Origin of the sequence: Acinetobacter lwoffii, from assembly GCF_049367455.1 — a bacterium.
Classification (GTDB): Bacteria; Pseudomonadota; Gammaproteobacteria; order Pseudomonadales; family Moraxellaceae; genus Acinetobacter; species Acinetobacter lwoffii_W.
In genome coordinates this window covers 1-12,243 of the sequence record NZ_JBMPXW010000008.1, presented here as the reverse complement: position 1 = coordinate 12,243, position 12,243 = coordinate 1, and the positions used below count along the sequence as shown (strand labels likewise).

14 protein-coding genes are annotated in these 12,243 nt (G+C 38.5%); 10 read left to right on the top strand and 4 right to left on the bottom strand.

Going from position 1 to position 12,243, the window contains the following annotated elements; all coding sequences use genetic code 11:
• Window positions 1–83: 83 nt before the first annotated feature.
• The 6 genes from tnpA to ACO1B7_RS15735 all read left to right on the top strand — a co-directional run bounded on the left by tnpA (window position 84) and on the right by ACO1B7_RS15735 (window position 4,174).
• On the top strand, window positions 84–467 hold the full coding sequence (tnpA, locus tag ACO1B7_RS15760) for an IS66-like element accessory protein TnpA (protein WP_004733109.1): 384 nt from the start codon (window positions 84–86) through the stop codon (window positions 465–467).
• Window positions 464–799 (top strand): IS66 family insertion sequence element accessory protein TnpB, encoded by a 336-nt coding sequence (tnpB, locus tag ACO1B7_RS15755; RefSeq protein WP_005232274.1) that lies wholly within the window; start codon window positions 464–466, stop codon window positions 797–799. The genes tnpA and tnpB overlap by 4 nt, the downstream gene beginning before the upstream one ends.
• 74 nt (window positions 800–873) lie before the next feature.
• Window positions 874–2,478: an IS66 family transposase gene (gene tnpC, locus ACO1B7_RS15750; RefSeq protein ID WP_004733110.1), complete on the top strand. Its 1,605-nt coding sequence runs from the start codon at window positions 874–876 to the stop codon at window positions 2,476–2,478.
• Window positions 2,479–2,858: 380 nt separating this feature from the next.
• Entirely contained in the window at window positions 2,859–3,086 is a 228-nt protein-coding gene (locus ACO1B7_RS15745; protein ID WP_133175292.1) for a hypothetical protein, read from the top strand.
• A 174-nt stretch (window positions 3,087–3,260) separates the two neighbouring features.
• Window positions 3,261–3,692, top strand: coding sequence for a type II toxin-antitoxin system YafO family toxin (locus ACO1B7_RS15740; RefSeq protein ID WP_108091251.1), 432 nt, complete (start codon window positions 3,261–3,263; stop codon window positions 3,690–3,692).
• A 284-nt stretch (window positions 3,693–3,976) separates the two neighbouring features.
• Window positions 3,977–4,174: a hypothetical protein gene (locus tag ACO1B7_RS15735; RefSeq protein ID WP_108091252.1), complete on the top strand. Its 198-nt coding sequence runs from the start codon at window positions 3,977–3,979 to the stop codon at window positions 4,172–4,174.
• A 391-nt stretch (window positions 4,175–4,565) separates the two neighbouring features.
• On the opposite strand, the gene ACO1B7_RS15730 is transcribed toward ACO1B7_RS15735, so the two are convergent.
• Both ACO1B7_RS15730 and ACO1B7_RS15725 read right to left on the bottom strand, forming a co-directional pair.
• Window positions 4,566–4,757 carry a YqaE/Pmp3 family membrane protein gene (locus tag ACO1B7_RS15730; RefSeq protein ID WP_032073103.1) on the bottom strand — a complete coding sequence of 64 codons (192 nt, stop codon included), beginning with the start codon at window positions 4,755–4,757 and terminating at the stop codon, window positions 4,566–4,568.
• A gap of 29 nt (window positions 4,758–4,786) precedes the next feature.
• Window positions 4,787–5,068: a mobilization protein gene (locus tag ACO1B7_RS15725; RefSeq protein WP_423090345.1), complete on the bottom strand. Its 282-nt coding sequence runs from the start codon at window positions 5,066–5,068 to the stop codon at window positions 4,787–4,789.
• 209 nt (window positions 5,069–5,277) lie between these two features.
• On the opposite strand from ACO1B7_RS15725, the gene mobQ reads away from it, so the two are divergent.
• From mobQ to ACO1B7_RS15710, 3 genes are all read left to right on the top strand, one after another.
• On the top strand, window positions 5,278–6,711 hold the full coding sequence (gene mobQ / locus ACO1B7_RS15720; protein WP_423090346.1) for a MobQ family relaxase: 1,434 nt from the start codon (window positions 5,278–5,280) through the stop codon (window positions 6,709–6,711).
• A gap of 536 nt (window positions 6,712–7,247) precedes the next feature.
• Entirely contained in the window at window positions 7,248–8,171 is a 924-nt protein-coding gene (gene repM, locus ACO1B7_RS15715) for a replication initiation protein RepM (protein ID WP_423090347.1), read from the top strand.
• 67 nt (window positions 8,172–8,238) lie between these two features.
• Window positions 8,239–8,781, top strand: coding sequence for a plasmid replication DNA-binding protein (locus ACO1B7_RS15710; protein ID WP_423090348.1), 543 nt, complete (start codon window positions 8,239–8,241; stop codon window positions 8,779–8,781).
• Between the two features lie 271 nt (window positions 8,782–9,052).
• Here ACO1B7_RS15710 and ACO1B7_RS15705 read toward each other — a convergent pair whose 3' ends face one another.
• Together ACO1B7_RS15705 and ACO1B7_RS15700 are read right to left on the bottom strand one after the other, a co-directional pair.
• Complete coding sequence (locus tag ACO1B7_RS15705) at window positions 9,053–9,490, bottom strand: hypothetical protein (protein WP_423090349.1); 438 nt, start codon at window positions 9,488–9,490, stop codon at window positions 9,053–9,055.
• Window positions 9,491–9,883: 393 nt separating this feature from the next.
• Entirely contained in the window at window positions 9,884–10,729 is an 846-nt protein-coding gene (locus tag ACO1B7_RS15700; RefSeq protein ID WP_423090389.1) for a S1 family peptidase, read from the bottom strand.
• Between the two features lie 554 nt (window positions 10,730–11,283).
• Between ACO1B7_RS15700 and ACO1B7_RS15695 the strand changes: the two genes are divergently transcribed.
• The gene (locus ACO1B7_RS15695; protein WP_108091257.1) at window positions 11,284–12,129 is read left to right on the top strand and encodes an abortive infection family protein; all 846 of its coding nucleotides are present in this window, start codon (window positions 11,284–11,286) and stop codon (window positions 12,127–12,129) included.
• Window positions 12,130–12,243: the final 114 nt, after the last annotated feature.

Sequence of the window (12,243 nt, the reverse complement as noted above, 5' to 3'; positions counted from 1 at the left end):
AGCGTCCGCTGAACACACCTTATGAATTCATCCTATAAGCCTTAATTTAGTCCCCACTTAAAAACAAGTGGGGACTAAAATTTATGACTACAAATCACCAGACATCCATCGCATCTCTTGCGAAAAAACGAAGAACATACAGTGCTGAATTTAAACAGCAGATCGTTCAGGCTTGTAAAGCACCGGACGTTTCAATTGCTTCGGTCGCTTTGCAACATGGATTGAATACAAATCTTGTATCCAAATGGATTCGCTTAATTGATGGTAAGCCAGGGAATGATCGCTCACCACTACCGAATAAACCTGCATTTATTGCCTTATCTTGCTCTACACCATTAGATCCTACTCCTACTGACATGTTAACGGTTCAAATTACTTTACCCCACTCAAAAGCAGAAATTGGCTTGAAATGGCAAGTATCAGAAATATCTGCTTTAGCAGAATTACTCAAGGCACTTGCAACATGATCCGCATTGATGAAATCTGGCTTTCTACCCAACCTCTGGATATGCGAGCAGGGATGGATACTATCATGGCTCAGGTGGTGAGAGCCTTTGGCTACATCAAACCGCATTGTGCTTACCTGTTCTGTAATAAACGTGGCCATCGCATGAAAGTGCTGGTACATGATGGACTGGGCATCTGGCTGTGTGCCCGGCGGCTGGAACAGGGAAAATTCCACTGGGCGCAGGTTCACCAGGGTGAAAGCATGGCGATCAGTCCGGAACAGTTACATGCACTGATCCAGGGTTTACCTTGGCAGCGCATTGGACGACAGCAGGTGGTGACGATGCTCTAAACTAGGCTGGTCCATTCTGCTATTCTCCAAACGTTCTATTTCCTCTGCGTCATGACCTCAGGCATACTGCGGTCATGAATACGCTGCCAGACTTAAGCCAACTGACCCATGAACAACTGCTGGAATTTACCAGACAGTTGGCAATGCAGCATCAGTCTCTGGCACAATCAAATCAAGAATTAGAAAAATCAAACCAGCAATTGGATGCCAAAGTTCAACATCTTTCCATTCTCACTCAAAAATACGAGCATGAGCTCGCACTATTTAAACAGCACAAATTTGGCAGTAAAAACGAACATCTCACCGCAAAACAAATCCATCTGTGGGACGAAGCGGTTGAAGAGGATATCGCAGCAGTTGATTTGGAACTGGAGCGGCTGAATGCAGATAAAACCGATGCAGCGACAGAGAAAGCCACAGTCAACAAACCTAAACGTCGACTGCTGCCGGATCATCTACACACCATCCGTATTGAGCATGAACCTGCATCAACCCAATGCAGTTGTGGCTGCCAGTTACGTCGTATCGGCGAAGATATCAGTGAAAAACTGCATTTCAGACCGGCACAGTTCTATAAGGAACAGCATGTGCGTGGCAAATGGGTCTGTGATCAGTGTGACACCCTGACTCAGCAAGCGATGCCCGCCTATGTGATTGATAAAGGCATTGCTTCACCTGAACTGCTCAGCCATGTGCTGGTATCGAAGTATGCCGATCATTTGCCGCTGTACCGTCAGCGCCTGATCTATCAGCGGGCGGGCATTGATCTGTCCAGATCTACTTTATCTGACTGGATAGGTCGCTGCGGTGTAGAACTGGAGCCTCTGGCCAATGCCTTAAAAGAGGTGGTGCTGCAACAGCGGGTGATCCATGCCGATGAAACGCCGGTCACCATCATGCGGATGGGTGATGATGAGAAAAAACCGAAGAAAGGTTATGTCTGGGCCTATGCCACTACACAGTACAATCCAGTTCAAGCGGTGATCTATGACTTTCAGGATAGCCGTTCAGGTCAGCATGCAGAAGAGTTCCTGAATGGCTGGCAGGGCCATCTGGTCTGTGATGATTACAGTGGTTATAAAGCACGCTTTAAATCAGGCGATGTCATTGAGGTGGGCTGCATGGCGCATGCACGTCGTAAATTCCATGAGCTACATGTGACTGGGAAAAGTCAGATCGCTGAACAGGCATTACTGATGATTCAGAAACTGTATGCGATAGAAGCAGAACTCAGGAAAAAGACCGATAGTACAGCAGAACACCGCCGCGAATACCGACAACAGCACAGCCAACCGGTGATGCAACAACTGTATGAATGGCTCAACCAACATTATCTGACGGTGCCATCGAGTTCTCCAACCGCCAAGGCCATCAATTACAGTCTGAAGCGTTGGCCAGCCTTAAGCCGCTATCTGGATGATGGCAATCTACCCATTGACAATAACTGGGCAGAGAACTCAATGCGTCCCTGGGCATTGGGCCGTAAGAACTGGTTGTTTGCAGGTTCGCTGCGCAGTGGACAGCGAGCGGCAAATATCATGACTTTAATCCAGTCAGCAAAGCTGAATGGGTTGGATCCGTATGCCTATCTCAGTGATGTGCTGAAAAGGCTGCCGACGCATAAAGCGACCCAAATAGAAGAATTACTACCACATCGCTGGAAATCCAACTCAAATTAAAAAATAGGCATGGGGTTCAGCGGACGCTTACTAACAAAACTGCTTATAGTTTGTATTAAGCATAAGAATTTTTATCTAATAAAAATTAGATAAGTATTTATTTTTCTTATTTTTATGCTATACCTATATTAAAAATACTATTTCTAATTAATCTAAAAGGATAAATTAATGAAAATTAACAACTTATTAATAAAAAAACCTTCTTCTAATGACCATCAAGTATCAATTTTTTACACTATATTTTTCTGTCAAGAGTAATATAAGAACTATCTTAATCAATTCGGTTGCTTTATAATCGCGAACCAACCGTAAAACAAATTATTGTTTTTTTATTAAAAATCAATAATTTATCAAAAACATCCATTTAAGGATTCTGCCAAATGTATCTTCGTATTCATAATCTATCTGGGTTTGAGTATAGAAATTATATAAATGGTTATAGTGAGTTCATGAGAACAGAAAATATAGTGTCTATATCTGAATCTAAAAAAGTAGTTAAAAAAGTAGCTAGAAAATCTTATGGTTTAACAAGAGAAAAAGCCGAAAGAATTTCTATGAATACTCGAAATGCTTACATGATGAAATATCCAAGTACATCAGAAGCATAGGCTCTATTTTTTTTTAAAAAAAATATTTCTAAATCTTAAATACACCTTATACTGTTGAGTTGATTTGAGTTCTACAGGAGGTGGTGTATTCCTAATTTTTTACCAAAAAATTTTCAAATTTTAGATTGCTATTATGCTGGGGCTAAAACCGATGAAGATCGGCATATCCTTACTATGATGGCTAAAGATTTTGAAGATTATATGTTTAATAGTGGAGCGTTTTCTAAACGATTCCATGAGTCATTTGGGAAGGATGTTCCCAATGATTATCCAAGGCATGTGATGGAAGCACATGGACTAGCGCATGTTCATATCTTTGATGCGGAAGCTATGACAGATGAAGCTATCGAAGAATGGGATAAAAATAATTTTCCTCGTAAGTTTATAGGGCGCCGAGGAACAAGTGACTTATGTATGGTTTATACATTAGGTTCAGAGGGAACAGTTTTATTGTTAGCTTTTTTTGCTCCACCAGCGCATGAAAAGCACGATGATTGTGATTACATCAATACATTGATTCGTGCCGCTAATGATTTTTTCCAAGAGCAGGATAATGGAGAGTATGTTTTACCAAGAAGTAAAATCCTAGATATTCTAGCTGCTTGATAAAATTACGATCATTTCTATTCTTAAGGTAGGTACACATGTACCTATTTTTTTTGCTCATTTAACATAAAATCTCTTATGCGAAGTTCAAATGTTAGACCTCACTTCATGTAATCGCCATTATGTTAAATAATAATGATTTTAGTTGATTATTCATCCTTATAGCTTTTGAAAACTTGCAGAACTTTTCTTAATTTGTAATCCTTGTTGCCAAGGGTGTCTAGCTAAGCTAAGGCAGGTATTTGTTGTAGTCGGGCCGCTATAACAGGATGAAGAGTACCTGTATGTTTAATCTAAATATTTTTAATAAGATTTCTACTGAAGTCTTAACCTATAAGAATGCCCTTGAACTGAATTCAGAGAATCAATTAATCATAAAATATAAGACTTCCAGTTCTGATGACTATAAAAAAGCTATTGTCTTGGTACTAAAAGAGCGAGGATATAGTAGGTTGGAAATAGGCCAGTTACTTGAGAGTTAATTCTTAAAATTTTCTAAAATTAACATAATACACGTTATGTGAAAGGCCCTGTTTATGAGCCTTTCATTCGTCTGTCTAACATAAAATCTCTTATACGAAGTTCAAAAAAATAGCCCCATACCGATATTGGATAAGAGCTTTGTGGAAAAAATAGAGTGAATTTAATAAAAAATGAAACCCTCTAATTCTTATTTTATTTTTTTTCTAACTAAGAATTAGAGGGTTAATTTTTTTTCCCTCTGGAGTTTTATAGTTATTGTTATAAGACTTATTAGATCACTTATTGATCAAACAATCACCCCTAATACCCCAAAACCGATCACTAACTTATGGATAAGTGTGATGGAAATCACAAAATTAATCAGATCTAAAAATCAGAAAATTAAACTATTTATGAAGAGCGAATTGCTCTTTTAATTTTCTGATCAGTCTTATATTGCGACAAAGCATATACTGCCCAGATGGCAGCCGGGATCCAACCTAAAACTGTAATCTGAAGTACCAAACAAATGATGCCTGCAAATGGTCGTCCTATCGTGAAAAACAGCAGCCAAGGAAAAATCAAAGCAATCAACAATCTCATTTCACATTCCTATTTATCTTTTCAACAGATCAATAATTAAATATCGGCAGATCAAACAGCTTACGATCTCTTTCATCCGTTAAATATTTATCCATCTGCATAATCAATTTTGCCCGAGCCTGTTCATCCTCTTCGGTGATTTTTAGCATGCAGGATCCGATTAAAATTTTACGTCTGGTATCATCCTTTCGTGCCTGCTCTTTCTCTTTGGCACGTTCTCTTGCCAATGCTGCCTGTCTTTGAGCTTTAAGCTGCTTCAGCTTTTCTTCCTGAGCCTTGATTTTGCTGTCTAGTGTTTCAGTAACGCTCATTAATCCAATACCATCATCCTGGGAAACCATCCCTAACATAAGCGCACTTGAATATGCATTCAAGGTGCTATATGTATAGTAATGTTTTCCTCGAAGAGCGCACTTATGCAAACTTCGTTTGCAAGTCCGATTGGGGTCCCCCCAATACCCCGACAACCGTATCCACGGTTGTATTTCACTACGTGAAAATTTAAAAGCGAAAAACAGGCATGGCGATTTACCACTTTTCAGTCAAAACCGTAGCACGATCTGCAGGGCGTTCCGCCACTGCTGCAATCGCCTATCGTGCAGGTGAAAAGATTTATTGTGAACGTGAAGGCCGGGAACATGATTACAGCCGAAAAACCGGTGTGGAACATAAAGAGATTTATTTACCCGAAGGCGCACCAGAGCATTTAAAAAACCGGGAAAGACTCTGGAACGAAGTTGAACAACGGGAAACCCGAAAAAATTCTACAGTCGCCCGGGAATTCGAAATTGCCTTTCCCAGTGAATTGAACCAGGAACAACGCCTGGCCATGCTCGAAGATCTATGTTCTAGCATTGTAGACAGACACCAGGTGGCGGTTGATGCATGTATCCATGCACCGCATACCGGATCCGGCAGCGATGAACGCAATTATCACGCGCATATCCTGATGAGCACACGCAAACTCACGCCAGAAGGCTTCACGGATAAAACCCGGGAACTGGACCAAAAACACAGTGGAGAAATCGAGCACTGGCGCGAGCACTTTGCCGAGATCTGCAATATGCACCTGGATATGGCCGGATCCACCGCCCGAGTTAATCACCGCAGCTACAAAGATCAGGAGAATGGTCTGGAAGCGACGCTGCACGAAGGACCGAAAGTCACCGAGCTACGCAGACAAGGCATCGAAACCGAAATCAGCCGAAGCAATGATGAAATCAAACACAGAAATCAGGCTCAGCTGCAATACGGCAAAAATATGGACATGCTGATTGCTGAAAATGAGATAGAACTCAGCAAACAGAAAAAAGAACAGCAGATTCAAATCGAACATAGCGCTAAAACGCCACCAATTGACGAAAAAGCCGTGTTTGAGGAAAAACAGAGGGAAACCCTCGTTCAACTGCTCAAAGGCCAAATTAGCGCAAAAGACGCGAATCTAGACCTGGATTTCATGCAGCGTAATCTTAAACAAGCCGAAATAACCCTGATCAATCAGCACAAACATCAAAACGAGTTCAATCAGCAGCTTGCCCAGGAGATCGTAAAAAGCGGACTCAAGCAAAGTCATGACAAATTGCAAAGTCTGGTGGATCAACACAACGAATTAACCCAGAACAAGCCCTTGCTGTTTGGCAAAAAAGCCTGGGAAGCACAACGTGACGCGATTTACCAGGAACACAAAAAACTAAAAGGCCAACATGAGCATCAGAAAAAACATGGTGTGAAGGAATTACTGCAAAACGATGCTTTCCAGGAACATGCCTGGAAGAAATACCAAAAGCAGCATCCGGAGAAAGCCAAGCAATACCAGACCCTCTACCAGTCCTACAAGGTCATTAAAAAATGTGTGGACGAGATCAAAACCGAACAGCAGATGAAACTTAGACAAGAACAGCTCAAAGCACAGCAACATGCGCCTAAAATGAAATCTCGTGGCATGAGTCGATAAACAGAGCGAGTGTCTACGAGCGAACTGAGAAAATTTGCCCATCCCTTTCCCTGATTACAAGCTCCCTATCCATACATCACCTGCATAGCAGAGCATCCCGCATGGGTGCGAACTTTCCAAATTGGCTTCCCAAACTGAGCGAAGCGAGTAAAAAAGCTTATGAGCGAAGCGAATTCCGATCTGCTTTTTATCTTGCTTTTGCTTTTTTCAAAGTCACGGAAATATTAACCAAAAATTGCCCCGACGAATCGAGCGAAAGCGAGATTCAATAGAGTTTGAGCGAAGCGAAAACCAAGGGCAATTTTTCATTCCCTGGGCTTTTAATTATTTTTAAGCTTTTAAATGCTTTTAGATAGCCTGTAAGGCTGAATTTATAAGGCTTTTAGAGATTATAAAACGAGGTTTACCTTGCATTAAAACGAGGTTTACCTTGCATTAAAACGAGGTTTACCTTGCATTAAAACGAGGTCTACCTTGCATTAAGCGAGTTAATATTATAACCTCGTCTTATTGACTTAAAAATATAAATTTTTCATATGAAAACCGAACTAATTGTCAAAGATAACGCTTTAATTAATGCTAGTTATAACCTTGATCTAGTAGAACAACGATTAATTCTTTTAGCTATCGTTGAGGCCAGGGAATCAGGTAAAGGGATCAATGCTAATGATCCATTAACAGTTCATGCTGAAAGTTATATCAATCAATTTGGTGTACATCGAAATACTGCTTATCAAGCCTTGAAAGATGCTTGCGATGACCTATTTGCAAGACAATTCAGTTATCAAAGCCTTAGTGAAAAAGGTAATGTTATTAATCACAAATCAAGATGGGTAAGCGAGGTTGCTTATATTGATAATGAGGCTGTCGTTAGACTTATTTTTGCTCCCGCTATTGTGCCTTTAATAACTAGGCTAGAAGAACAATTTACAAAGTATGAGATACAGCAAATAAGCAATTTAACGAGTGCTTATGCTGTTCGTTTATATGAAATATTGATTGCTTGGCGTAGTACGGGAAAAACGCCTCTTATAACTATCTACGATTTCAGACAAAAAATAGGTGTACTCGAAACTGAATACAAAAGGATGTACGATTTTAAGAAATATGTTTTGGACATTGCATTAAAACAAGTAAATGAACATACCGATATTAATGTCAAAGTTGAACAACATAAAACCGGTAGATCCATTACAGGTTTTTCATTTAGCTTCAAACAGAAAAAGTCAGCAATAAATACAGCCAACGACATTGGTCAGGACAAAGAGTTAAAAATCAATTTGACACATGCACAACGATATTTATTTGCTAGTAAATTATCAGAACTTCCTGAGATGGCTAAACTTTCACAAGGTAATGAAAGCTATGAACAGTTTGCTGCACGGATTGTAACCATGCTACAAGAGCCAAATAAATTAAAAGAACTTATGCCATTACTTCGAAAAGTCGGCTTTCAATAAATGATGTCAATTGACATAGTAAAGTTAACAATCAACTATTAACACTATTTGAAAACTGGTTTACATAATGAAAAAACTGTCAGTTTCAGAACTAGCAAAACTATATGGATATTCTAGACAGGCTGTCTATGCTCATATAAAGAAAGGGAATTTATCAAAAGGATCTGATGGTTTAATTGACTTCACAGAGGCTTTGAGAGTTTTTGGAGAACCACAAAAAAACAACTCTACTGTCAACCAAAGTCAATCAACTAATAGTCAAAACTTGACAGAAGTTGACTCGCTAAAACGTCAAGTTGACATACTGGAAAAACAATTAAATCAGGCAATACAGAGAGAAAATCAATCATTAGAACGTGAATCGTTTTATCAAGAACAGATTGAGGCCATGCAGCGCTTACTGGAAGCTCCAAAAGCCAATATGACTACGTTTACCGATCATAAATCTAAACAGGATATAGCAACAGATTCTCGGTCACAGACTGAATCGAACTATGACGGATTGACTACCTCTCGACAAGACAATAAACGTATCCCTGTCCCTGAACACGTTGAGCCAGAACCTAAAAAAAGAGGCTTCCTGAGCCGTTTTTTCCTTCCCTATGGTTAGCCAGGACTCCAATTTTTTGATGAGCCAATTTCAGTGCAAGCACCTGAAATAATGACTCCTCAAAAAACCGGATGATGTTTATTAAAACTGAATAAACTCGTGGAACATTGTTTATTTATTGAGCGTGAAACATGAAAAAGCCATAAAAAAGCCCACCTTGGGGAAGATGGGCTATCAACTAGAAACTACAGCATTGATTTCTAATGAAAATTATAACACGTTTCGTATAAGGTGTATTATGTTAATTTTAGGCATATTTAAGAATTTCACTCTAAGTCATTTGCTCAACATTTTTTGATTTTTTATCATTTAAGGTAATCAGAAATAGCCAATAACATAAGCCAGGGAATAGAGCCATAAGAACAGTCCATGTATTGGTATACATCTTCCACCATTCTTTTGAAATTTCTCCTGTATGGCTCCATCCAAAAAGAATAAAAAATGGTGCAGCAATAATTAGAGCACTAATACAGATGGTTAGCAGGTTAAGGATGCTATAACGATTTAAAAGAATTGAGAACATGAAGCTGAAAGGCACAGTCAAAATACAATAAGCTAAGTAAACAAGCCCATGCCCTACAAAAACCACAAAAATTGAATAGAGGCTATATTCATGATTCATTATGATAAAGAGCAATGCAGCAAAGAAAAGTAATGGTAATGGAGCAAGTAGTAGGGCTTTTACTATTCTTTCTTTTGAGTATTTCATTAGCTTAATTCTCTTATTTACTCAATAATTATTACTACTATACCTACTTTAGCAAAGAGCTTTGAATCTCCATTTAACATAATGGTAGTTATGCGAAACTAGTATAGTAGGCTTTACGCGGAATTCTTAGCATATTCATCTTTTGTCTTATATCTTTGTTTTTTACCTATCGGTAAAATATATTCATAACCTATAGAGAAAAAAGTAGGTAATTAAGAAAAAAATTACAGCGATTTATAAGCCTTATAGTTCCGGGAGAGACTATAAGGCTTTTTCTTTATCTTAAAATTCATATATCTATACTATTTTGATAAACAAAAGCATGGCTGAAAGCCATGCTCTGGGAATTCGTATAAGGTGTATTATGTTAATTTTAGGGGAACTTAATTTTAGTTACAGATTTCCCCCAACCAAACGTTCAACTTCTTTCTCAAGAGCAAAAATTTCCTTAGAGTTAATAGCTACACCAATGTTATTTGGTATCTGAGTAATTGGTACTGGAATATTTGAAGTTGGTGCGGTAACAATCTGTATTTGACCTGATGCAGTATGCATTGCTCCAGCATAATGAATACCTAAAAGGCGGATACGAGAGGCCCCCATGTAGGTATTGCCTTTATTGTCCATATATCCCCCAATATTTGCTAAAAAAACAGGAGAGCCGCTAGACCCTGGAAAACTAGCAATATCTGTTAAAAATTCAGACTTACCATTCCAAGAAACATTAGGATGCGTTGCAGTGATACCTTTTCGTATAACAGGAAGATTGTTTTTTGCATCCCAAATTCCATTTGGGTAACCAATCATTACTATATCTTCCATAGATGAATAGGACTCACGCTCCTCATCTTTTGGAATTAGATCTGTCTGGAGGGGTATATAAAAAAGCTTTTGCCCAGATTGTTGCAGTTGATTTAGTAATGGTCCTATTAAAAAAGCTGCAAGATCAATATTTGGATCGGGATGTTTTATACACTGTTGCTCAAATTGCCCGAATTGAAATTGTTGATGTTTGCCAGTATCAGGAAGCCCATCATCCTTAGCAACTGTTACATGAAATCGACCAACATTAGCGTTAGCAACTACGTGCTTATTAGTAACAATTACAGGAATACAAGTATCTTCTTTTTGGAGAAAATTCATATAAAAGCCTGTACCAGTAGATATCCCACCACCATGAAGATCTGTCTCAATTCTCACTGTACTATGAGTGAGTTTTTCCATTATGCCTAAGCTCATTTTTAATCCTTACAAGTAACAGTTGTATAGTGTAGCAGTCCCTATTTAACATAATGGTGATTATACGCAATACACTTGTATATTAATATAAATATCAATTACTTAAAAATTTCACCCTGATCGTAAAATGCACAAAAATTGGCTTTTGTAATAAGTTGGTGAGTTTTTAAGCATATCTGTAACATTTTGCCAGTAAAATTGGTTAAAAAACGATCAATTTGGCAATCAGTGCCCATTTCATACGGATCCAAGTTCCAAAACTATCCCCAATTGCTGGGGATAAAATTTAGGCTATTTTGTACGCTTTGGCTCACATCAATCTCTACTCTTTGCTGCTATCCGGAATACTGGAATTTTCCTATTATGAACTCATCGAGAACAGGAAGTTCCATATAAGAATAACAATAGATAAGCACAAGGACTGTAAGGTACGACAGGAGTTATACCGAGCGAACCAATACGAAAAACCCCAGCAGGATGCCGGGGTTTTTTTATTGTTTAAAATCTATTGATAATTAGTAATATATAAATTTTAGATTTACTGAATTAAACCAATGAAATTATCTGACTTCTCTACTCAACGTCTTGGCGAATATATAGCTGGAGATCTAGAAGGCTGGCCATATAGACGTGGTGTCGATCTTGTAGAATTCTTCAATAAAATGGGGTTTAGAGAAACCTATGGGCAAGGTTTTCCAAGCCGTGCCATTTATGCAAAAGGAAAAGTTTCTGAACTGAATGGTAAGCCTAAACTAAAAGATGCCATTCGAGAAATGCTTGACCCTAGGCTTTGGATTGATCTTACGTCTAAGGGGCATTCAGTAGAAATCTGCGCTGCTCAAGTAAATGAAATTTTAAATTATGACGGCTATGAAGTAGTTAGAGATGGAAATTTTTACAAAGTACGAGAGTTAGCTGGAACTATTATTGAGATTGAGCAGCGATTTGAAAAATCTGAAGAACTTAGTGAACTTCTTATAGAAGAACAAATCCAAAAATGTAAGGCTAAAATTGAGGCCGAAGATTACTCAGGGGCCATAACTAATGCACGCAGCTTAATTGAAGCAGTATGTGTGAAAATTGAAGCTGAGTTAGATCCTAATGCTAAAGGAAATGATGGAGACCTAGTTAAGATTTTTAATCGAGTAAGAAAGCTATTAAATCTAGAACCAAGCAGACAGGATATTTCTGACTCAATTAAACAGGTTTTGTCAGGGTTATCCAATATAATTAATGGTCTTGCGACTATGAGAAATAAAATGTCTGATGCACATGGTGTAACGTATAAACCAAGTAGACACCATGCAAAGCTAGCAGTAAATTCAGCGAAAACACTTGCAGATTTCTTATTTGATACAATGAGCTATCAGATAGAAAATGGTAATCTTAAAAAGAAATAATTTACCCTTAGTTTTTATAGAAAAAGCCCAATAAATGATGGGCTTTTGGAGTGCTCCCAGTATCGTAGACACAAGAGAGCCTAATTTTTTAGTTTCATATAGCACCTAGTAACA